The organism is Pseudoalteromonas sp. 2CM36K (genome assembly GCF_023161865.1).
In the GTDB taxonomy this organism is placed as follows: domain Bacteria; phylum Pseudomonadota; class Gammaproteobacteria; order Enterobacterales; family Alteromonadaceae; genus Pseudoalteromonas; species Pseudoalteromonas tetraodonis.
The window spans coordinates 53,120-75,940 of sequence record NZ_JALNTK010000020.1 but is presented as its reverse complement, the minus strand read 5'-3'; the positions used below and the strand labels follow the sequence as shown (position 1 = coordinate 75,940).

The following is a 22,821-nucleotide window of genomic DNA, read 5'->3' as shown; positions in this document are numbered from 1 at the left end:
TCGCTTTAATCATTTACTTAACTAGCTAATCGCAGTCCTAACAGCACTAACATCACAATGTTTGCAATCACACCAATCAAAAAGAAGTAACTACGCGGGCTGGGGTTTTTCTCTGTGGCAATGGCGTAATACAGTGCCATATGAATTAAACGTGCAATAACGTAAACCCAAATACAGATTGCAAAAACCGAACTGTGGTAATTCATCACAAAGGCAAATAAAACCGTTCCTATAAATAACGCACTGTTTTCTAATGTGTTATGAAAGGTGCGATGCGCTCTAAATATAAAACTCTCATGAGATAGGTCTTTATCAATTTTTCCTGGTACAGCCCCAGGCTGTTTGGCTTTACTAAACGTCGCCACTGCCCACTGAACTAACATCATAATTAAATATAAATAAAATGCTATAAACGCTGAATGTGCTATATCGGTCATTGTTTAATCCTTTGTGTTGTTATTAGAGTAGTCGTTACAGCAACTATCAAGCCAAAGATAAGCCACTGATGTATATAGTAATTACTTTTTAGTAAAATAATTTTTTGTAATAGATTCATTCTTTATATAAAACTTACTCTATCACAGCGTCTTGGTATTTTTTTAGAGTCTGAGCGCAACTTAAAACCAGTACTAATTACATATTTTTATAATTTTTATTTTAGCATTTATTCTAAGTGTTGTTTTATGGTGTTACTGATAACGGAACGGTAAATGAATATGATGAATAAAATAACCAAATGCTTGGTAACCTTAGCGCTATTGAACTGTGTATCAGCGCCCGCTTTTTCAGCTCAATATGAAATCGAAAAAGGTGAAAACTTGGCTAAGTTGGCACAATACAAAGACGTAGCCACCATTAAACGCAATTTCGCAAAAAAATAGCGCTTAATTACAGTGTATTAAACGCTGATCTTATACAAACGCTAAGCCAATATAAACTGGTTTTGAATGCGGATCAGCTACCGTCTTTAGGCATGCACACACAACAAAATACTCGTTTAGCAAACAGCGCGTTACAACAACTGAAAGGTTTACCACTTAACCCAAGACTAAACTAAGTCAAACCCATTCGCTTAATAATTATTGCGGATGGTATCACTCCCCCATACTTCAATAGCCACCCATTAGCGCTTTAACGTTAACGGGTGGCTTTATCTTAAAGTGATTTTTTGAAAACACGCGTTATATTTTATTACCCTAACCTTGCGCCACTGATTTACGAAAGCGCATTAATGCAACAGTAAAAAACACACTGCCAATAACTGTTAATGCTAAAAAGTAAGGCCAAACTACATCCCACCCTGCTCCTCGGTATAAAATAGCTTGAGCAAATTTGACAAAATGCGTTGTTGGCGCCAATAACATTATATTTTGTACCACCTCAGGCATACTTTCTCGCGGCGTAACACCGCCAGAGAGCATTTGTAATGGTAATAAAATTAAAATCATCAGTAACCCGAGTTGCGGCATGGTGCGCGCCTGTGTGCCTAACAATATACCCAGCGATGTGGTCGCAAATAAATGAATAGCAACGCCAAATAAAAATAAGCCTGGCGAGCCATGAATAGGCACTTGTAACAAACCTTCGATCACAATAAATAATGAAAACGCAGTTAGTAATAAAATCACTACCCCATTGGCCCAAATTTTCGCCATCACTATTTCAAATGGGCTTAATGGCATCACTAATAAATGCTCTAATGTGCCGTGTTCGCGTTCACGGATCACCGCGGCGCCAGTTAAAATAATCGAAATCATTGTGATCACGTTCATTAATTCCATCACGCTACCAAACCATACACTTGTCATGTTTGGATTAAACATAATGTGCGCCGATTGCTTTATTGGCAGTGAATAAACGGTTCGATAACCTTGCACAAACTCATTTACTTCGCCGTTAATAATGGTTTGAATATAGTTATCACCAATAAATGCTTGCGACATGCGCGTAGCATCTATATTTACTTGAATTGTAGGTTGCTTAGCTGCAAGTACATCACGCTCAAAATAAGGCGGGATATTAAGCACAAAAGTATAGCGGCCATTATCCATAGCTGAGTCAACATCGCTTAATGAAATACTGTCTGGCGTTTTAAAGTAAGGCTCATAAAAGGCATTAATAATACGCTTAGATAATTGCGATTGGTCGTGATCAACAACTGCAATCGGCGCATTATTTAACTCTATCGACGTGGCTGAAGCCACCACATAAATCAACCCAGTAAAAGCAAAAAAAACAAATAGCAGTAAAACCTTATCACGCCATAAACTACGCAACTCTTTAATACCTAAATTAACAATATTTCCGTGACGTTGCATGGCTATTTGTCCTGCTTTGGAAGTAAAAATACACTGGCCAGAGTCAGCACAGGTATAAAAGCGAATAAAGGCAGTAGCTGGGCTGATAAATCAGAAAAATTAAGCGCTTTATTAAAGACCCCTCGACACGCCTCTAAAAAGTAGGTGGTCGGAAACAGTTTACCAATAATAGCGCCAAACCCTTCTAAGGAAGAAACAGGGTCAATTAGCCCACAAAAGTTAACGGCAATCATCAACACAACCACCGTAGTGGCTGCCAATGCTGAAATTTGTGTTTTTGTAAAAGCCGAAATTAACAGCCCGACTCCGGTAGTCGCTGTAACGTATAATAATGCAGCCAAACTAAGCGCCCAAAAGCTGCCTTTTAGCGCCACACCAAACACAGTAATAGCAAGTGCGACTAAGCCAAAAAAGCTGATCATACTCACTAAAATGTAAGGCAGCTGTTTGCCAATAATAAATTCCAGCCGGTTAACCGGTGTTACATATAAGTTTATGATTGAACCCAACTCTTTTTCCCGGACTACGCCAAGCGCCATCAATATCGCAGGAATAAATACCAATAGTAGTGGAATAACCGCCGGCACCATGGCCTCAATGCTTTTAAAATCTTGGTTATAACGATAGCGAGATTCAATATTAGCTGGCACTAAGTTTGGTACTTGTGCATAAGTGCGCAAAGATAAGTTGGTTAAATAGCTGTAATACAAGCCGCTCATATAACCATTAATCGTTTCTGCCCTAAACGGCATAGAACCATCAATCCACACTACAATTTCAGGTTTACGGCCGCGTTTAAATTGCTGAGCAAAGTTAGGTGGAATTTCAACGGCCACGCTTAACTCACCACTTCGCATTCGTTTATCAAGTTCTTGCGGGCTTTTAATATCTGCTCTTTGGATAAAGTAACGTGAACCTGCCATATTTTGAATGTAGTTGCGGCTCTCGGGCGATTGGTCTTGATCTAGTACCGCAAAGCTTAAATCTTCAACATCAAATGTAATGCCGTAACCTAAAATAAACAGTAAAATTATCGAGCCCAGCAAAGCAAACGTTAGGCGAATAGGATCGCGCCATAACTCTAGCGTTTCGCGATGCGCATAACCAAATAACCGCAACAAACTAAATGCGGGGTTAATGTTATTTTTACAAGTAGCGGGCGCTGAATCCAATGCTTTGGTTTTATCCGTTATCGATGCTTGTATCGCCGAGCTTGCTCCGGCTGCATTTACCGCCTCTTCTAAATATTCAATAAAGGCAGCTTCTAGTGTGTCGGTATTACGCGCTTGGCACAGTGCAGCTGGCGTATCGCTGGCAAGTATTTTACCTGCATGCATTAACGAAATTCTATCGCAACGTGCCGCCTCATCCATAAAGTGAGTCGAAATAAAAATAGTCACGCCTTGTTCGCGCGAAAGCTCAATGAGTAGCTGCCAAAAGTCATCCCTCGCAACGGGGTCTACCCCCGATGTGGGCTCATCAAGTATGAGCATTTCAGGGCTATGTACTACCGCAACAGCAAGCGATAAACGCTGGCGAATACCTAAGGGCAAATCGGTAGGAAAATCGTCACTGTATTTTTTAAGGTTAAACCGAGTAATTAAATCTTTAACGCGCGGCTCTATTTTCTCTGCAGGTAAGTGAAATAAACGCGCATGCAATACCAAGTTTTGCTTTACTGTAAGCTCGTTATAAAGCGAAAACGCTTGTGACATAAAACCAACGCGTTTGCGGCTTTCGATGTTATTGGCATCGACCTTTTCACCAAACAATTTTGCTTCGCCACTAGTTGCCGGTTGTAACCCCGTAAGCATTTTCATTGTGGTGGTTTTTCCACAGCCATTTGAGCCTAAAAAGCCAAAAATTTCACCTTGTTCAATACTCAAGCTCACCTTGTTAACGGCGGTAAAATCACCAAATGTTTTACATAATCCATTTGCTTCTATAGCGAACTGAGTTGTGTTTATGTCTTGTTTACGAGGTGGCACAACTAACCGCTGATGATCATGGCGCTTTTCTTCAGGAAGTAATGCTATAAACGCCTCATCAAGCGATTCTTTATTCGTTTGCGTTTTTAGGTTTTGTGGGCTGCCCGTACCGATTACTTTTCCATCGTCCATAGCGACTAGCCAATCAAAATCATCGGCTTCTTCCATGTAGGCGGTCGCAACCAGTACGCTCATCTGTGTATTTTCAGCGCGAATACTGTTTATTAATTGCCAAAATTGACGACGTGATAACGGATCAACCCCGGTTGTTGGCTCATCTAAAATTAATAATTGAGGGTCATGGATCAGTGCGCAGCACAAACCAAGTTTTTGTTTCATCCCGCCAGAGAGCTTTTCTGCGGGGCGATCGGCAAATGCCTCTAAGCCTGTACTTTTTAAAAGGTTATTAATTCGTTGTTTTCGCTCGGCTTTATTTTGAGAAAATAGACGACCAAAAAAATCTATATTTTCAAACACAGAAAGTGTTGGATACACATTTTTGCCAAGTCCTTGAGGCATGTAAGCAATGCGTGGCGACACCGTATTACGAAAACCACTGCTGCGCATATTGCCGTTTAATACCTCAACCTCCCCCTCTTGAATCGCCCTTGCCCCAGCGATAAGTGCCAGCAAGCTTGATTTTCCTACGCCATCAGGGCCTATAAACCCGACCATTTTCCCGGCAGGTAATGAAATACTAATGTTGTCAAGCACGCGATTATTAGCATAGCGATGGCTCACCTTAGTAAGCCTAACCACACTTTCACTTGATGGCTGTTGAATGTTTTTATCGTCGTTATCCATTATTCAGGCACTCGTACCTGTAATGACGTAGGCCAATTTTTTTCAGGCGCTAACAACACATAAGCAAGCCCTGGCACCCCTGTTTTTACTTGTTTGATATGATCTTTTAATAACTGCGAGTCGAGCTTTACCTTAACTCTAAACATCAGTTTATCGCGCTCGTTTCGGGTTTCTACCGATTTAGGGGTAAATTGCGCCTGTGCAGATACAAACGTCACTTTAGCCGGTAATGTATACTCGGCAATAGCATCAATAACAATGCGCGCTTGTGAGCCTATTGTTACCTTGCCCGCTTGCGCTGTTGGTAAATATATACTCATATAAACATCGGTTAAATCCAATAACGATAAAACCTTACCACCACTGCCAAGCACTTCGCCAGGTTCAGCTAATCGATACAATATGCGTCCATTGATTGGTGCTGTGAGCGTGCTGTCGGCTATGTTGCTTTGTAATCGCTCAATACGTGCCTGCGCTGCTTCTATTTCAGCATCCGACTGCACAACTTTTACGTTTGCCGCGGTTAAAGCAGCTTGCGCAATAGCAGAGGTGGTTCGTTGTTGATCAACCACTTCTTTTGAAATATGGCCTTTTTCCAATAATTTTGCAGAGCGGCGCAATTCAGTTTGTGCAAAATTAAGCTCACTTTTATGCTGCTCTACAATCGCTAATGCGTATTTACGAGACTCATTAGCAACACGAAGCCCCGCCTGAGCTTCACGTAACTGTGCATTTAAATCATCAGTGTCAATAACCGCTAACGTTTGACCCGCTTTGACCATATCGCCTTCTTGCACCATAACGTCAACTAAGCGGCCCGGTAATTTTGTAACAATATCGTACTCAGTCGCTTCAATTCGCCCATTTCCATAGGCAACACTGTCAGGGAGTTGTTCAGCAAATGATGTAGGCTGCAAGGTTTGCCAAGCATACCAGCCAGCCCCCCCCACAATGACCAAAACAGCGAGCTTACTCAAAGATTTGAACGTTGATTTAATTGTCATGTGCTAAAACTCCATGTATGTATAAAGTAATGTAAGTGAGGGTAGTCAAGGTAAAAATTTTTATGATACAGCACGCTATTTGTTATATTAAAGCAACCCTGCCTTGAAAGTACAACATGGGTAGTTGTAATAAGCAATTTAAACGAACTTAAAAATCCAGCGTCACTAATCTACCATCCTCACCGCTAATAAAGATGATGTGGATCAATATAAATTAGAGTTAATGCACTATTTATTAGTGATTTTTTAAAACAGCAGGATAAAAGAAAGGGATAACATCAAGGCACCTACTGAGCGCCTTAATATTGATTATGTCAGCGGCAGATTAGCTTATAATTTTTAGTAACAAAATCCGTCACGACCTTAATGCTAAGCTAATCAATACCACGCCATGATCGGTGCTTAAATCATCACGCTCAAATTCAGGGTTAATTAAATGACGATCGTAAGTATGGTACTGCCTCACCTCAAAAAAGCTGTCGTCGTAACTTGAGTCAAACTCGCAAGATAGCAAAATGTAGTCAAGCACTGAGCTGCTCGCGCCAATATAATAGGTAGGCTTTCGCTTTAAATCTACTGTATTTTCATTATTTTGATTAGCCGAATTTAATTGCGACCTTGTAAATAACTGCCACGCGTCGTTAAGGCAATATTTTGCAAGGTAAGTTTTACTGTCAAACGTCGGGGCAAAACGCAGCGTATTAGTTAACAAATGGCTTAATACACCATCGGCTAAGTTGTTATTAAAATCGCCCATTAAAACTATTGGGTTTTGTGCAGATTCGCGGCGTGCAATGATGTCTATCATCAGCAATGTAGCCTCACTGCCGCGCTGAATTGTTGAGCCCCAACTCCCTGCTATATCGGCTTTTAATAGCTCGATAATGTTTTTTTCGGGTGTGAGGTCTTGGTTTTGCTCATCGAGCTCTATCATTGAGCGCTTAGGCTTAAAATGCACCACATAGCAATCGGTATTGCCGATATGCGGTAAGGTTATTGTAGCTCTAAGCACCTTTCGGCTAAATGTAAAATCCTCAGTTAAGCCAAGGGTTTTAGCAAGCTCATGGTCATGCTTAACACTCGCCACTTCAACGATGGGATATTTAGCAGCAAGCGCTACTACAGGGCGTTTGTAAATAAAGTCGTCGATTACCTGGGGCTCATCTACCACGGCAAAGTACGCATAACCTTGCTCTTTAACTAATTCTTTAAGCGACTTAATACTAAATACTTCTTGAAAGCCAATCACATCAGGCTGATGCTCGGTTAAGTAATTTACAAGCCAACGCTGCTTTTTAGCCCACTGCTCTGCGGTGTATATGCGTTCAAATTCATAATAGGCATTAGGCGGCTCGAGGTAATTAAACAAATTAAAAGTAGCAATTTTAAGGCTCGTATCAGTAATAACCGAATCGTCTGCTGTGGTGTTTAAAGGTGTTTTAGTGTGTGATTCAAGGTTGCTGATAAGGCTGCCCTACTTAAAATATTAAAAACGATCATAGCGGGTTATCACTATAGTAATCTAAGCGGTGAAAATTTTTCAATATCAAATTCATAGTGTTAATTTACACTAACTTATCATTTTTTAAGGCACACGGTCATTATGGATTACTCAAACTTCGGCACTAAATTTACTCAACCTAATGGTATTACTCAGTTAATTGAAGATTTAGGCGATGCTAAAAACAGTAACAATCCAAATATTGTTATGCTCGGTGGTGGTAATCCGGCCTTAGTGCCTGAGGTTAATAATTTTTTATCAATGAGTTACAAAGGTTTGTTGTGAATAATACACTTTCCAACGTATTCAGACTTTACGATGGCCCTGCGGGTAATGGCAGCCAAGCCAATTTTTTTTGTTATTCGATCTGTTAGCTGGCAGTATGCCTGATGGAAGCCATAAAAAGGTTTTATTTCCGCTGGCACCTGATATGTAGGCTATGCAGATCAAGCCTTAACAGACGATATGTTTGTAGCAACAAAGCCCGATATCGAAATTTTAAATACTGAAAGTGGCTCAAACCAATTTAAATATATCATTAAATTAAAGCTGTTGAGCAAGTATTAGCAAGCGACAGCAGCATTAGCGTACTGTGTGTCTTGCCCTACTAACCCTATAGGTTATGTCATCACTGATGAAGAAGTACAGCATCTCGATTTATTAGCTAACCTGAGCTGCACATACGAAATGGAACTAAATGCCCTTGCGGTGATCAGATCTTTCGACCAAGAAACATAAGATTACCGAGGCAAGGGCATGAATAATTTAGATGCAATTTACCTAGATGTCGATGATTTTTGTTTATTGTTTGAACCTCAATGGCTTAAACACCTAATAGAATCAGGTGAAAAGCAACGAAAAGCCATCTCGACTATCCTCTAGCGAAGTGATGACTATATTAATTGCTTTTCATCAATCAGGTGTGTGTCACAACATGCGTACTCCTCGCAACCACGTTTTCGCGGGAGAAGCCAAACGAGACAAAGGATCAATGGGCTGGTTTTATGGCTTTAAACTTCACCTCATCATAATGATGAAGGGGGTTTATTAGCTGTAAAAGTGACAGCTGGGAATGTTGATGATAGACAGCCGGTATTACTGTTATTTATTGATTGTATTAATTTTGTGCAAACGCGCCACCCCCCCTTTAAATTTATATATAAGTTGGTATCCTACGCGACCTTTTTTAACATATGATTATCATCAAAAGGGTTTGCCAAGGGGCGGCTATCGCTGCAAGGCACTTTATATAAGTGGCAGCAATAATACAGGCATCGCGTTAAAAACGTTAGATGTAACTTTAAATAGCAATATACAAAAGCACTATTAAGGTCAATTATGCGATTAGGACCAGGATTACTCGTCACCGCTGCCTTCATTGGACCAGGGACTATTACGACTGCCAGCGTGGCAGGTGCAAACTTTGGTTTTGCACTAATATGGACATTACTGTTTTCAGTTATTGCCACCATATTATTACAATCTATGGCGGCGCGCCTTGGCGTAGCCACCGGGCAAGATTTAGCGCAAGCGCTAAGAGCTCACATTGAAACGCCCCTATGTAAATCTCTCGCTATATTTTTAGTGATCAGCGCCATTGGAGTAGGTAGTGCCGCCTACGAGGCTGGCAACCTTAGCGGTGCCAGCATGGGATTAATTGAAATATTTCCTCATGTTAATGCCCAGCTTTGGACGCCACTCATTGCATTTTTAAGTGCGGTGTTACTTTACAGCGGTAAACACAAAGTTGTTGAAAACGCGCTTATTTTATTAGTGATTTTAATGAGCCTAGTGTTTATCTCTACGTTAGTTATGGCTGCTCCCTCGCTGAATGATGTGTTAGCAGGCTTTATTCCTAGTATGCCTGAGGGTTCAATTACCACGGTATTGGCATTAGTGGGCACCACCATTGTGCCGTATAACTTATTTTTGCACTCCGGCGTACTCGCTGCTAGACACGACAGTAAAAGTGATAAGCAAAAAGTTATTAAGAAAACTAATGTAGATACGGGTGTGTCTATCACCTTAGGTGGCGTGATCACGCTGGCAATTTTATCAACCGCGTCAGTGGCATTTTATGGCACAGATGCAGGGCAAATTAGCGCTGCCAACATGGCGGTACAACTTGAGCCATTACTTGGCGATGCTGCCCATTACTTTTTTGCTACTGGCTTATTTGCAGCAGGTTTAACCAGCGCAATTACAGCCCCCCTTGCCGGTGCGTATGCAGTATGTGGCATGTTAGGTTGGTCAAATAAAATGGATAACATCCGATTTAAAAGTGTCGCCATTGTTATTTTATTATTTGGTGCAGCCGTGGCGTCTCTGGGTTTAGACCCTGTTGCCGTGATAATTTTTGCCCAAGCAGCTAATGGCCTATTACTGCCTATTGTCACCACTTACCTTGTGTGGCTGGTTAACCAAAAATCAGTAATGGGCAAATACACCAACTCAATGTTGGTAAACTTGCTTACTTTACCGGTGTTAGTGCTTATTTTTGGCTTAAGTGGTTACAAGCTGTTTAGTTTGATTTTTTGATATCAAGACGCAATTTATACACACAAAAGCCGCTATATTAATAGCGGCTTTTTACATTGCAGACCAATACTGACTTAAAAGCCGCGATGCGCTGCCTTGTGCTTATTTTCCTTAATGAATTTTGCAAATACATAACCCCCTACTGCACCTGCACATAATTGCGCATAAAAACCCCAACCTCTTGCGCCTGCAATAATAGTAATATTCATAATAGATTCAATCGCAATTAACGCCGTTGCAAACGCCACCACACCAGCAATAACAAATAGTTGTGTACCTTGCTTGTTCATTTTTTTAGCAATAAACCAAGTAACCAAAAACGCGATAGCAAGTGCAACCGCAATAATAGCGCCATAGGTCGGTAGCAAGCCGAGCCAATCTTCAAGGGTTAAGTTAACACGATCATTAAAGCCCACTACAACACCTACATTAACTAATTGATTGACAACGTATTGACTATGAAACAAGCTAGCAAGAGTGAATGTTAGTAACCAAGAAACTAAAAATGACGGGAGTATACGTGTTAAAAACTGCATGGTTATCTCAACTTAAAATAAAACTTTTTCCTTACACTAGCAAAGGCTTGCAGGGTAAACAATCTCTATATTGTATTACGCTACTGTCACTTTTAGCGTTTTCTTGTCACGCCAGTGCCGAGTTACCAACACAGCAATATACTGCTAGTACTTTAGCAACAGGGCTCAATTCACCGTGGAGCATGGTTAAACTCCCAAACAATACCTGGTTAATCACCGAGCGTGATGGCCATGTTGTTATCATTAAAAACAACCAACAAACCCGAGTTAAAATAAACTTCGAGGGCTTATACGTTGCAGGGCAAGGTGGTTTACTTGATGTAGTGCTTTCGCCAAATTACAGTGAATCACAAGAAATTATATTCACTTACGCCCAAGGTGAGCTTGATGCAAACAGGCTAGTAATAGCCAAAGCCACGTTTGATGGTGCGCAATTTTCAACGCCAAAAATTATTTATAAAGTAGTCACCGATAAAGGCACACCGCAGCATTATTCTGGCCGCGCGCTTGTGCTGCCTGATAACACCTTATTATTTTCAAGTGGCGATGGCTTTGACTACCGTGAGCAAGCACAGGTTATTACCAGTCAACTTGGCAAAACATTACGCATAAACTTAAACGGCACAATACCAAGCGATAACCCGTTTATTAGCCACAAAAACGCTAACGCGCATGCCATTTATTCACTCGGGCACCGTAACTTGCAAGGCTTGGTTTATGATTACGATACCAAGCAAATTATTAGTCACGAACACGGCCCCGCAGGCGGTGACGAGCTTAACTATTTAACGGCTGGCACCAATTACGGCTGGCCAGTAATCACCAACGGTGACGATTATTCACAAGCACGTATTTCCCCCTTTAGAGACTACCCCGGAATGGCTCAACCAACCGTAGATTGGACGCCCTCAATCGCCCCATCAGGCATGGCATATTATGGCGCTAACCATGCAGCCTTCCCTTCACTGCAACGTCACGTGCTTATTACTACATTGGTCGATAAAAAGCTCTACAGTGTAAATTTAGCGAATAGTGAATACACCCAGACTCATATTTACCCAGAAGCCACAGGCAGGCTCAGAGATGTGTTTGTCACTGCTGAAGGTAATGTGGCGATATTAACGGATGGAAAAGAGGCAAAGCTGATGTTGTTTAAAGCAAATTAATTTACAAAGAGGATAAGAGACGCTGCGCTTTTAGAGGTAAGTAGCGGCTTGAATTAAGCCGCTTTAATAGCTTTAAGAACTCTGTTGGGTGGCGCCTTTGGCTTAACCAACCTACCTTTTAACGTAGGTCGGATAAGTGGCAAAGCCACGCCATCCGACAAAAAGATGAAGATATGTACATCATGAGCTATATATTTTATACCAACAAGAACAACTAAGCTTGGGGTAGCAATAATTTCAGAATATCTTTTTTGTGTATTCTTAATCAGCTCACTATTTACAACGACACGATTTCCCTCTGCATACACAGCTAAAACGGGGCTCAAGTCAGGGTTTTTTGGTCATTACACCATTTTTCTACGTCATGAGCTGTCGACACAGCTTTAGTTTCTAAACCTTCCACATACGTTCTACAACCTATCATTGTATTGCCTGACATAACAATGCCATTAGGATGTTGTGGTAGAAAATTAGATGAACCAGGTGGCTTCAATAAGTTAACACCATTATCATCAGCATTATAATTCAAGTTAAAGCCATTCCTAGTTAGGGATTGTTTTATCAATAAATCATAATTTAAAGTTGTTATATTTATCTATCCATACAGCTTCGTAGTTTATTAAATAAACGTACATAAGCATTGTCTGGTCTAGTAAAAAATTTTGATAAGTAACAAGCTAACTCCTTTTGAAGTGGGTTAATGATTCGGCTGTCATCAGCAACTGTAGCCATACCTGCTTCAAATCCACAGGTTCTAAATACAGCTTTTGATTCAGAGCTAAGTCTATAAAATGCACCATTCAAGTTTTCAAGATCATTGAATAAGTCATTTCCCAATGGAGGATTTTTTGGCGAGCACCCACCTGAACCAAAACTTGCTCCCGCACCAAAAGCTATACTAATCAGAATATTTCTCCTTGCCAGAAAGGCACTTAACAACTCTGTATCCGACATTTACCGTTTTATAAACCGACAAATGTCTAAATATTATAATTAATTTAATGTAACCAGCGAATAAGCACATGTAAACAATTAGTTACCTCTCATCTAAATTTACTGGATGCAGAAAAACACCAAAATGGTGGAGATCAGTAATATTAGACAAAAGTGTTGTGCAAATAAACAATAGAGGCAGGTTTATTATTTTTACTGACAAATAGCGTAATTTAGACTTTTACTTTCGCCTTGAACCTTTTCCCTTTCACCTTTTTCCTGAACCCACAAAAAAGCCGCTGTTCGTTAAAACAGCGGCTTTCTAAAGCTTATAGCTAAAAACTGACAGCTTACAGCTTACAGCTAGTACTTTAAGCTTTACCAATCACTTCAAGTCCACCCATGTATGGGCGTAATACTTCTGGCACGACTACTGAACCGTCGGCTTGTTGGTAGTTTTCTAGTATTGCTACAAGTGTACGGCCAACCGCTAAACCTGAGCCGTTTAGTGTGTGTAAAAGCTCTGGTTTTTTAGCGCCTTCACGACGAAAACGTGCTTGCATACGACGTGCTTGGAAATCAACCATGTTTGAACATGATGAAATTTCGCGATAGGTGTCTTGTGCTGGTAACCATACTTCTAAATCGTATGTTTTTGCTGCGCCAAAGCCCATGTCGCCCATACATAAAATTACTTTGCGGTATGGCAATTCAAGCGCTTGTAAAATTTGCTCTGCGTGACCTGTTAGCTCTTCGAGTGCTTGCATTGAATCTTCTGGTTTTACAAGTTGTACTAGCTCTACTTTATCAAACTGGTGCTGACGGATTAAACCGCGTGTATCGCGACCGTAGCTGCCTGCTTCACTTCTAAAACACGGCGTGTGCGCTGTTAGGCGAATAGGTAAATCGCTCTCTTCGTAAATTTCATCACGTGCGCTGTTTGTAAGCGGTACTTCTGCCGTAGGAATAAGGCTAAAACCAGCTTGCTGCTCGCCATCATCGTTCACTAGGCCTAACGTGTGGAATAAATCGCCCGCAAACTTAGGTAATTGGCTCGTACCGTATAGGCTTGCGCTATTAACTAAGTACGGTACATACATTTCTGTGTAGCCGTTTTTATCTATGTGGGTGTCTAGCATGTATTGGGTAAGTGCACGGTGCATACGTGCTACTTGGCCGCGCATTACGGTAAAACGTGCGCCACTAATTTTAACGCCCATTTCAAAGTCTAGGCCATTTAGGTCTTGCCCTACGTCAACGTGGTCTTTAACTTCAAAATCGTACTTTTTAGGGGTGCCCCAAGTTAAAATTTCTACGTTGTCGTCTTCGTCAGCGCCTTCTGGTACCGACTCGTCCGGTAAGTTTGGAATTGCTAAGGCAATTTGTTTAATTGCTTCTAACACTTCGTCTTGCTCAGCTTTAGCCGCGTCTAACTCGCTGCCTAAGTTAGCAACTGCGTCTAGCAATGGTTGTGCGTCTTCGCCTTTTGCTTTTGCCTGACCAATGGCTTTAGCACTGGCGTTACGTTGACTTTGAAGTTCTTGCGTTTTTACTTGTAATGTTTTGCGTTTTTCTTCAAGTTCAGTCACTACCGCTACATCTAGTTCATAACCACGTGCGGCTAAACGTGCTGCAGTTTGTTCGACATCTTGACGTAAATATTTAGAATCTAACATGTTAGTTTTTTAACCTTTTTGCATTACTAGCTGAAGGCCCAGCCAAGCCATAAAAATACACACCATCACGTTTAAGATGATATTGAGGGCCATTTTAATAAAGTGACCTTGTTGTAATAACAACAACGAATCCATTGAGAATGTTGAAAAGGTGGTTAACGCACCTAAAAAGCCAATTCCGATGAGGGTTTTAGCAGGACTGACGGCAATAACTTGTTTATCTATTAAACCGTATAAAATGCCCATCAACAATGAACCCAGAATATTAACCGTCAACGTGCCAAAAGGGAATCCCCTACCGAGGAGTTTTAGCATGGTTTCGCTAATAAAAAACCGTAAACAGGCTCCTGACGCTCCGCCAAGGGCTATCATCATGTAAAGTTTAATCATGCTCATAACGTTTTATTGGGCTTTGTGCGTCGCGCTCTTTTAAATAATCGAGCTTTTGTTTAATTTTTTGCTCAAGTCCACGATCACTTGGCTGGTAGTATTGTTTGCCATCCATTTCTGGCGGTAGGTATTTTTCACCAGCAGCAAATGCGCCTTCTTCGTTATGCGCATAACGATACTCTGCACCATAGCCTAAGTCTTTCATTAAGTTGGTGGGGGCGTTTCGTAAATGCTCTGGTACGGGGTAGCTTGGCTCGTTTTTAGCGTCTTGTTTAGCTTGATTAAACGCCATATAAACCGCATTACTTTTAGGTGCACTAGCCAAGTACAAAGTGGCCTGTGCAATAGCGCGCTCACCTTCGCTTGGGCCAACACGTTGGAATATATCCCATGCGTTTAAAGCCACTTCCATAGCGCGCGGATCGGCGTTGCCAATGTCTTCTGTAGCAATTGCTAATAAGCGCCTTGCAACATAAAGCGGGTCGCCGCCACCGGCTAAAATACGGCAGTACCAGTAAAGCGCACCATCTGGCGAACTGCCTCGCACTGATTTATGAAACGCCGAAATTAAATCGTAAAATTCATCGCCGCCTTTATCGTATTTAGCTAAATGCGTAGGCAGTACTTGGCTGAGTACCTGTTCGTCAACATGAAATTGGCCGTTTTGCTCAGTGGTTAAATCCACTGCTTGCTCGAGTAAATTAAGCACTTTACGAGCATCGCCACCGCTTGCTTGGCACAGCGCTTGTTTAGCGTTATCTGCAATCACGATTTGCTTTTGGCTAAGTTGTTCGTCTTGTTTGAGTGCGCGCTCTATTACTGTGTATAAATCGCTTTCCTGCAAGGATTTTAAAACATACACCCTTGCACGAGACAAAATCGCATTATTAAGCGCAAACGAGGGGTTTTCGGTGGTGGCGCCTACAAATATAAAAGTGCCATCTTCAATGTGGGGTAAAAACGCGTCTTGCTGAGATTTATTAAAGCGGTGTACCTCGTCAACAAACATCAAAGTGCGCTGACCACGGCTTTGTAAGTTATCGCGAGCTTGGGTTACGCTATCGCGAATATCTTTTACGCCAGCGGTTACTGCCGACATTTGAATTAGTTCAGCGTCTGCATGGTTGGCAATAATTTGCGCCAGCGTAGTTTTACCTACCCCCGGCGGCCCCCATAAAATTAAACTATGGCAGCGCCCTGCTACTATCGCTTGATGAAGGGGTTTATCAGCGCTGAGTAAATGTTGCTGCCCTATGTAATCGTTAAGCGATAAAGGACGCATACGCGCAGCGAGTGGGCGCACATCGGGCCCAAAGTTAAATCCTAAATTACTCACCGTTACTCTGATCGTCTATTTCTACACCCGCTGGCGGGGTAAATTCAAAAGTTGTTTTATCAAGCTCAGTATTAACCTGTGCATTGCTAAATGTAAACGCAGACAGCTGGCCTGAATTATCTTTAACTACCAGTTTTGCAAGCCCTTGCTCGTTATCAGCAAAAGTAATATCAAGCTGCTCTACTTGGCTTTCTACCCCTTTGTTTGGGGTAATGCTAAAGCCTAAATCGGTAGCGATCACGCTGTATTTTTCCCATTGCGCTGGGTCTTTAGAGGTGAGCAATATAAACGGCGTTGAGTCAATTAAACCGCTGGTTTTCATAATGGTTACTTGCTCAGCAAAGCTATCAAAGTAATAGGTTTTATCACCGTTTGATACAAATAAAGTGTCGTCTGGGTTAGTTTGCTGCCAGCGGATCATTAATGGCTGTTGCAACGCAATATTACCTTGGCCTTGCATTACCAGTTGGCCTTCACCGTCGGTTACGTTTTGTTTAAATTGTGCTTTAAAGCTTCTTAAAGTCGATAACTTATCTTGTAATGCTTGGCTGTCGTCAGCAAAGCTTGGCATCGCCACTAAACTACCAAGCACTAATAATAAACTACTTAATTTTTTCATTAATTTGCTCCATTAGGTACTAATACATCGCGCGCGCCGTTATGTCCTGGTGCACTCACGATACCTGATGTTTCCATTTGTTCTACTAATCGTGCAGCACGGTTATAGCCTACACGTAATTTACGTTGTACTGATGATACCGACACTTTACCGGTTTCTATTACAAAGGCGACCGCTTCGTCGTATAACGGATCTGACTCTTCATCGCCATTTTCGCTTGCTTCCCCTGGTAATAAAATATCTTCAGTGGCATCGCCATTTAAAATTTCATCTATGTAATTTGGTTTAGCACGAGCTTTCCAATCGTTTACCACGGCATGTACTTCATGGTCGTCTACAAACGCGCCATGCACACGCTCTGGCACACTGGTGCCTGGCGGTAAATAAAGCATGTCACCCATGCCTAATAAATTCTCTGCGCCTTGTTGATCCAGTATGGTGCGCGAGTCTATTTTACTTGATACCTGAAACGCCATACGTGTAGGTATATTCGCTTTAATTAAACCGGTTATTACATCAACCGACGGACGCTGCGTTGCCAATATTAAGTGAATACCCGCAGCACGCGCTTTTTGCGCAATACGAGCAATTAACTCTTCAACTTTTTTACCTACAATCATCATCATGTCGGCAAATTCGTCAATCACCACCACTATGCTAGGTAATTTATCTAGCTCATCTGGGCCGTCTTTCATGCCATCGGTATCTTTAAATAATGGATCCATAATTGGGTAGCCCGCTTCTTTGGCTTCCATTACTTTTTGATTGTAACCTTTTAAGTTACGTACCCCTAAAGCCGACATCAGCTTATAACGGCGTTCCATTTCACCTACACACCAACGCAGCGCATTAGCCGCTTCTTTCATGTCGGTCACAACTTCACATAACAAATGCGGAATGCCTTCGTAAACAGAAAGTTCAAGCATTTTCGGGTCAATCATGATCATGCGAACATCTTCAGGGCCCGATTTATACAGTAAGCTTAATATCATTACATTAACGCCCACTGACTTACCTGAACCGGTTGTACCGGCCACTAATAAATGTGGCATTTTACCTAAGTCGGCACACACAGGTTGCCCTGCAATATCTTTACCTAGCACCATGGTTAACGGCGATGGGTTTTGCTCAAACTTAGGCGCGTTTATAACTTCTGATAAACGTACAATTTCACGGTATTTATTAGGCAGCTCAATACCTATATAGGTTTTACCCGGAATAACTTCTACCACGCGCACACTAATTGCCGAAAGTGAGCGCGCTAAATCTTTTGACAGCCCAGTAATTTTAGACACCTTAATACCCGGTGCTAAATCAAGCTCAAAACGGGTAACAACAGGGCCTGGATATACTCCAACCACGGTTGCTTGTACGTTAAAATCAAGTAATTTTGTTTCTACAAGGCGTGATACGCTATCGAGCTCTTCTTGCGAAATGGGGTTTTTTGCTTTGTCGGGTCTGTCGAGTAAATCAAGTGATGGCAATGGCCCCGGAGGTGGCTCTTGCTCTAATAATTGCTCAAACTTTTCTTTTGCAGTTGGCGGCGGTTGAAACCCTGATTTTGGCTTGTTAATTGGCCTTGCTGGTGAAACCACGGTTGTTGCTGGTTTTTCAGGTTCAACCACAGGGCTTTGATCCAGCGCGTTAAGTGCTGCTTCTGTGTCCATCGGTTCATCGTCTATGGCGCTAAAGCTAATTTCTTGATCGAGTATTTGGTCAAGTTCGTCAAACGGCATAAATTCGTCGTCTTGAGGGGCATTAACCTTAGTTGCTGGTTTATCAATTGCTTTTGGTTTGTCTGCTACTTTATTAGCAAGCTCAGGTTCTTGTTGGCGTGTATCGTTTTCAAAATAGGCATCAGGTTGCTCGTCTTGTACTTTACCTGCAGTGCGTTCGCGTTGCATCCAACCACGGGCATAGGTCACCAAAAAGCGGTATAATCGAACAATTAAATCACCCAAGTAATCAACAAATTGTACCCACGACACACCCGTTAATAGCGTTAGCCCTGCAAAAAAGAAACACAGTAGTAAAATAGAGGTACCGGTAAAATTAAACGCTGGCATCATGGCTGATGCAATCACATCGCCCACTACCCCACCGGATGAAAAATTATAAATATCATCAAAATTAATACTGCTAATAGCAGTTGCTGAGGTAATAAACAGCGCAAAACCAATAATGCGTAATCCAAGTGTGGTGTAATCGAGTTGTAAAATACGGTGTGGCTGCTTAAACACCAAGTAACCTAGCAGCTGAATAGCCGCTGGCACAAAATAGGCAAGCCAGCCAAAGGTAAGTAATAGTATGTCGGCCACCCACGCGCCCGCTGTACCCGTTATATTTTGTACGTTGGTAAATTCACCCGTTTGCGACCAAGCAGGATCGGCAGGATGAAAACTAATTAAAGCACATAAAATAAATACCGCTGCAAAGGTGCTGACGATCAGCCCCGCTTCTAATAGTCTTTGCACACCGTTTAGGCGCATAATTACCTATCCCTCATTATTATTTTTTACACTCACTTGGCAATAGAATACCTTAGCAGGAAATGTATTTTGATGCACTCTATCTTAACCATGATGGCCTGATTATGAACAAGTTTTTATTATTTAATCGGCTTTTTCCAAGCCAAGCAAAATTGACTGCAACAATAAAAGTATTTTAAAGGCTGTTACTCTATCATTAAGCAACAAAAGGACGGATCACCACGCCCTCTTCACCCTTTACTTCTTCCATGACTACATAGGTGCGGCTTTCACTCACATTGGGCAGCTTTAATAGTATATCACCGAGCACGCCGCGATATTCTGACATATCGTTAACTCGGGTTTTTAATAAAAAGTCGAAATTACCCGAAACCAAATGACATTCTATAATTTCTTTGTGCTTTCTAACAGCAGCACTAAACTCTTCAAATACGTCGGGCGATGTTTTGGTAATGGTTACTTCTACATACACAGAAAGCCCTTGACCAAGCTTGGCGGGATCAACCACTGCTTTGTAGCCTAAAATATACCCTTCTCGTTCGAGCTTTTTCACTCGCTCTAAACAGGGCGTGGCGCTTAGGCCAACTCGTCGGGCCAGTTCAACATTTGACAGGCGGCCATCAAGTTGTAATTCGACTAAAATTTTGCGATCAATACGGTCTAATAAGTTATGCATGGCTTTTTAGTTTTTTATTCTAATAAAATTAATTTTACAGATACTAACACTGCAAAGAGCTTAAAAAAAGGTGAGACACACTACCCTAGCATGAATATAATAGTGAAAAATTTTTATCCCGTTCTAACAAGGCAAAATTATGATTATTGGTGTACCTAAAGAAATTAAAAACCATGAGTACCGTGTAGGTATGGTTCCTGCGAGTGTTCGCGAACTTGTAAATCACGGCCACCAAGTGATTGTTGAAACTAACGCTGGTATGGGCATTGGTTTTACAAATGATGATTATGTTCAAGCAGGCGCTGAAATTTTAGAAACAGCTGCTGATGTTTTTGCAAAAGCAGAAATGATCATCAAGGTAAAAGAGCCACAAGCTGTTGAGCGTGCAATGTTACGTGAAGACCAAATTCTTTTCACTTACCTTCATCTTGCACCTGATCTTCCACAAACTGAAGACCTTGTTAAAAGTAAAGCAATCTGTATTGCTTATGAAACTGTGACTGATTCACGCGGTGGTTTACCACTTCTAGCGCCAATGAGTGAAGTTGCTGGCCGTATGTCTATTCAAGCAGGTGCACAAGCGCTAGAAAAAGCAAACCACGGTCGTGGTATGTTGCTAGGTGGTGTACCAGGTGTTGAGCCAGCTAAAGTAGTTGTTATTGGCGGCGGCATGGTTGGTCGAAGCGCTGCACAAATGGCCGTTGGCCTAGGTGCTGAGGTTGTTGTACTTGACCGTAACATCGACGTATTACGTGCACTAGACGCACAGTTTGGTAATAAAGTTAAAGCTATTTATTCAACAGCTGACGCGCTTGAAAAGCACGTACTTGAAGCTGATTTAGTAATTGGTGGCGTACTTATCCCGGGTGCTGCTGCACCTAAGCTAGTGACTGCTGAACACATTAAAGCAATGAAGCCAGGTGCTGCAATTGTTGATGTTGCCATTGACCAAGGTGGTTGTATTGCTACGTCTAAAGCAACTACGCACGCTGATCCTACTTTCATCGTTGATGAAGTTGTTCACTACTGTGTTGCTAACATGCCAGGTGCTGTTCCACGTACATCTACGTTTGCACTTAACAATGCAACATTGCCGTTCATTATTAACCTTGCAAACAAAGGTTACAAAAAGGCACTACTAGATGACGCTCACTTCTTAAAAGGCTTAAACGTAATTAAAGGCCAAGTAACTTACAAAGAAGTAGCTGAAGCGTTCAATATGGAATATGTTGACCCACGCACTGCAGTAGAAAACGCGTAACTATTATTGTTACCGCTTATACCTAAGCCATAATTTAGGTATAAGCATTAAAAAAGCAGCTAATTAGCTGCTTTTTTTGTATCTAAATTTTAGGGTCTATGGTTAACAGACCCTAATGTTATATAAATCGTTTAATAATAAAGTCGACTTTTACGCGCTTAGCTTGACCAAGCAGTTTTTTCACTGGCTGTGGGTAATCGTCCATGGTTTCTAGATCATCTGGGCCGGTTAAACGACGACAATGCTTTAAAATTTCTTGGCGTTCATTATCAATATCGCGCATGATAGATTGTTCAGGATCTTCTATCAGAATGCCATTTTCGATATCCAGCCCCCACGCGCGCGGATTTAGGTTATGCCCGCTAAGTAAATGCACTTTACGGTCGCAGCAAATCCCTTTTAGATGGAACGAGTTACTCTCGTGTTTCCAAAGGTATACGTTTAGGTTGCCATTATCTATGTGGCGTTTTTGCGATTTTACAAACTTGTGCAAAATAGTTTCGTATAAATACGGCAGTGCACCAATTTTACTAAATGGCTCGCTAGGTGGCAGATAAAAATCGTTTGCGGTTTTATCACCCACCACAATAGTAACTTGTTTACCTTGCTTTAATAACCTGCGTAAAGAGCGCATTAATGGCGCCGGAAAATTAAAATACGGCGTGTATAACACCAGCTCTTGCTCGGTGGTATCAAATAACGCTTTAATTAAGCGATTAAGCTCATTATTACGACGGCCTAATCCTAAAAATAAACGAATACCCATTGCATGAGTATTCAAGTGCTGCGCACTTTTATAGCTTGCCGATTTAAGCTCACGCATAAGTTGCTTTTGTTCAAGTTTAAAGTCAGCCATGCATTTAAGCGGTCGTTGATCTATTCTTGGTACCGCTTCAGAGCTTAATAAAGTTGATTCAATAAAATCGACTACTGAGTCACATAATTCGCTTTGCAAGATTAAAAAGTAGCGATCGAGTCGGTATCGGTCGCTATATTGCAAATACACATTATTTAAACTGGCACCGCTGTAGAGCAATGTATCGTCTATAACAAAGCCTTTTAAATGCAATACCCCAAACAGTTCTTTTGCCTTTACGGGAACACCATACACTTGAACGTTTGAATTAAACTTCTCTAAGCTGTCGCAATATAAGCTTGCATTGCCCTCAGACTTTTCTGCACCAATTAAACCGCGCTGTGCGCGATGAAAATCAACCAGTACTTTAATTTCAAGCGAAGGGTTAGCTAACGATGCACTGTGTAGTGCGGCTAATATTTCACGACCCGCTTCATCATCTTGTAAGTAAAGTGTGGTGATATAAATTCGTTTTTTTGCGTTGGCAATTAAATCTAACAATTGCGTACGGTATTCTTGCGCATTGGTTAAGACGTTAACGTCTTTTGAAGTCAACCCAAATGCGGGTTTCTCTTGCCAAAATAACATAGTTGCCTATTCACTTAGGTCACATAATTAAGCAGTGACAAATCAAAATTAGTTAAAAGATAACAAAAAAAATCAGGCTGGTCATGAATTAACGTCGTTTTATTGGCTAACAGTCTATTTATTAGGCGGGCGCTGGCTTTAA

The 22,821-nt window shown here is 41.4% G+C and carries 18 protein-coding genes and 2 pseudogenes; 6 read left to right on the top strand and 14 right to left on the bottom strand.

The features are described 5' to 3' along the window. Nucleotides 1-17 precede the first annotated feature (17 nt). Nucleotides 18-437, bottom strand: a complete 420-nt coding sequence (locus MTN97_RS13325) for an MAPEG family protein (protein ID WP_036982878.1) — start codon at nt 435-437, stop codon at nt 18-20. A 273-nt stretch (nt 438-710) separates the two neighbouring features. Here MTN97_RS13325 and MTN97_RS13320 point away from each other — a divergent pair, with 273 nt between their 5' ends. Continuing rightward, nucleotides 711-881 (top strand): hypothetical protein, encoded by a 171-nt coding sequence (locus MTN97_RS13320; protein ID WP_248474597.1) that lies wholly within the window; start codon nt 711-713, stop codon nt 879-881. A gap of 315 nt (nt 882-1,196) precedes the next feature. On the opposite strand, the gene MTN97_RS13315 is transcribed toward MTN97_RS13320, so the two are convergent. The 4 genes from MTN97_RS13315 to MTN97_RS13300 form a co-directional block, all read right to left on the bottom strand. Continuing rightward, a complete protein-coding gene (locus MTN97_RS13315; RefSeq protein WP_248474596.1) occupies nt 1,197-2,318 on the bottom strand; it encodes an ABC transporter permease in 1,122 nt (373 codons plus the stop codon). A gap of 2 nt (nt 2,319-2,320) precedes the next feature. After that, nucleotides 2,321-5,110, bottom strand: a complete 2,790-nt coding sequence (rbbA, locus tag MTN97_RS13310) for a ribosome-associated ATPase/putative transporter RbbA (RefSeq protein WP_248474595.1) — start codon at nt 5,108-5,110, stop codon at nt 2,321-2,323. Further along, nucleotides 5,110-6,114, bottom strand: a complete 1,005-nt coding sequence (locus MTN97_RS13305; protein WP_036982884.1) for an HlyD family secretion protein — start codon at nt 6,112-6,114, stop codon at nt 5,110-5,112. The genes rbbA and MTN97_RS13305 overlap by 1 nt, the downstream gene beginning before the upstream one ends. Nucleotides 6,115-6,469: 355 nt before the next feature. Beyond that, a complete protein-coding gene (locus tag MTN97_RS13300) occupies nt 6,470-7,483 on the bottom strand; it encodes an endonuclease/exonuclease/phosphatase family protein (protein ID WP_282447381.1) in 1,014 nt (337 codons plus the stop codon). A gap of 234 nt (nt 7,484-7,717) precedes the next feature. On the opposite strand from MTN97_RS13300, the pseudogene avtA reads away from it, so the two are divergent. The 3 genes and pseudogenes from avtA to MTN97_RS13285 all read left to right on the top strand — a co-directional run. Continuing rightward, nucleotides 7,718-8,281, top strand: a pseudogene (avtA, locus tag MTN97_RS13295) (valine--pyruvate transaminase); the annotation flags it as partial. 90 nt (nt 8,282-8,371) lie between these two features. Beyond that, nucleotides 8,372-8,710: pseudogene (locus MTN97_RS13290) on the top strand (transposase); the annotation flags it as partial. A 243-nt stretch (nt 8,711-8,953) separates the two neighbouring features. After that, a complete protein-coding gene (locus tag MTN97_RS13285) occupies nt 8,954-10,153 on the top strand; it encodes an Nramp family divalent metal transporter (RefSeq protein WP_248474594.1) in 1,200 nt (399 codons plus the stop codon). 74 nt (nt 10,154-10,227) lie between these two features. Here the strand turns inward: MTN97_RS13285 and MTN97_RS13280 are convergent, their stop codons facing one another. Further along, entirely contained in the window at nt 10,228-10,689 is a 462-nt protein-coding gene (locus MTN97_RS13280) for a hypothetical protein (protein ID WP_069439366.1), read from the bottom strand. On the opposite strand from MTN97_RS13280, the gene MTN97_RS13275 reads away from it, so the two are divergent. Beyond that, the gene (locus tag MTN97_RS13275) at nt 10,674-11,855 is read left to right on the top strand and encodes a PQQ-dependent sugar dehydrogenase (protein WP_248474593.1); all 1,182 of its coding nucleotides are present in this window, start codon (nt 10,674-10,676) and stop codon (nt 11,853-11,855) included. The two genes, MTN97_RS13280 and MTN97_RS13275, sit on opposite strands and share 16 nt — an antisense overlap. A 591-nt stretch (nt 11,856-12,446) precedes the next feature. Here MTN97_RS13275 and MTN97_RS13270 read toward each other — a convergent pair. From MTN97_RS13270 to lrp, 7 genes are all read right to left on the bottom strand, one after another. Further along, a complete protein-coding gene (locus MTN97_RS13270; protein ID WP_248474592.1) occupies nt 12,447-12,809 on the bottom strand; it encodes a hypothetical protein in 363 nt (120 codons plus the stop codon). 350 nt (nt 12,810-13,159) lie between these two features. Beyond that, nucleotides 13,160-14,464 (bottom strand): serine--tRNA ligase, encoded by a 1,305-nt coding sequence (gene serS / locus MTN97_RS13265; protein ID WP_248474591.1) that lies wholly within the window; start codon nt 14,462-14,464, stop codon nt 13,160-13,162. Between the two features lie 9 nt (nt 14,465-14,473). Continuing rightward, complete coding sequence (crcB, locus tag MTN97_RS13260) at nt 14,474-14,854, bottom strand: fluoride efflux transporter CrcB (protein WP_010389726.1); 381 nt, start codon at nt 14,852-14,854, stop codon at nt 14,474-14,476. Then, complete coding sequence (locus MTN97_RS13255; protein ID WP_248474590.1) at nt 14,847-16,190, bottom strand: replication-associated recombination protein A; 1,344 nt, start codon at nt 16,188-16,190, stop codon at nt 14,847-14,849. Before MTN97_RS13255 ends, crcB begins: the two co-directional genes overlap by 8 nt. Beyond that, entirely contained in the window at nt 16,183-16,809 is a 627-nt protein-coding gene (lolA, locus tag MTN97_RS13250) for an outer membrane lipoprotein chaperone LolA (RefSeq protein ID WP_248474589.1), read from the bottom strand. Before lolA ends, MTN97_RS13255 begins: the two co-directional genes overlap by 8 nt. Then, nucleotides 16,809-19,298 carry a DNA translocase FtsK gene (locus MTN97_RS13245; RefSeq protein WP_076920930.1) on the bottom strand — a complete coding sequence of 830 codons (2,490 nt, stop codon included), beginning with the start codon at nt 19,296-19,298 and terminating at the stop codon, nt 16,809-16,811. Before MTN97_RS13245 ends, lolA begins: the two co-directional genes overlap by 1 nt. Before the next feature lie 196 nt (nt 19,299-19,494). Beyond that, nucleotides 19,495-19,974, bottom strand: a complete 480-nt coding sequence (lrp, locus tag MTN97_RS13240; protein ID WP_036982893.1) for a leucine-responsive transcriptional regulator Lrp — start codon at nt 19,972-19,974, stop codon at nt 19,495-19,497. Between the two features lie 139 nt (nt 19,975-20,113). On the opposite strand from lrp, the gene ald reads away from it, so the two are divergent. Continuing rightward, on the top strand, nt 20,114-21,235 hold the full coding sequence (gene ald, locus MTN97_RS13235; protein WP_008110075.1) for an alanine dehydrogenase: 1,122 nt from the start codon (nt 20,114-20,116) through the stop codon (nt 21,233-21,235). Nucleotides 21,236-21,353: 118 nt separating this feature from the next. Here ald and pssA read toward each other — a convergent pair whose 3' ends face one another. Beyond that, the gene (pssA, locus tag MTN97_RS13230; protein ID WP_248474588.1) at nt 21,354-22,679 is read right to left on the bottom strand and encodes a CDP-diacylglycerol--serine O-phosphatidyltransferase; all 1,326 of its coding nucleotides are present in this window, start codon (nt 22,677-22,679) and stop codon (nt 21,354-21,356) included. Between the last annotated feature and the right edge of the window lie 142 nt (nt 22,680-22,821).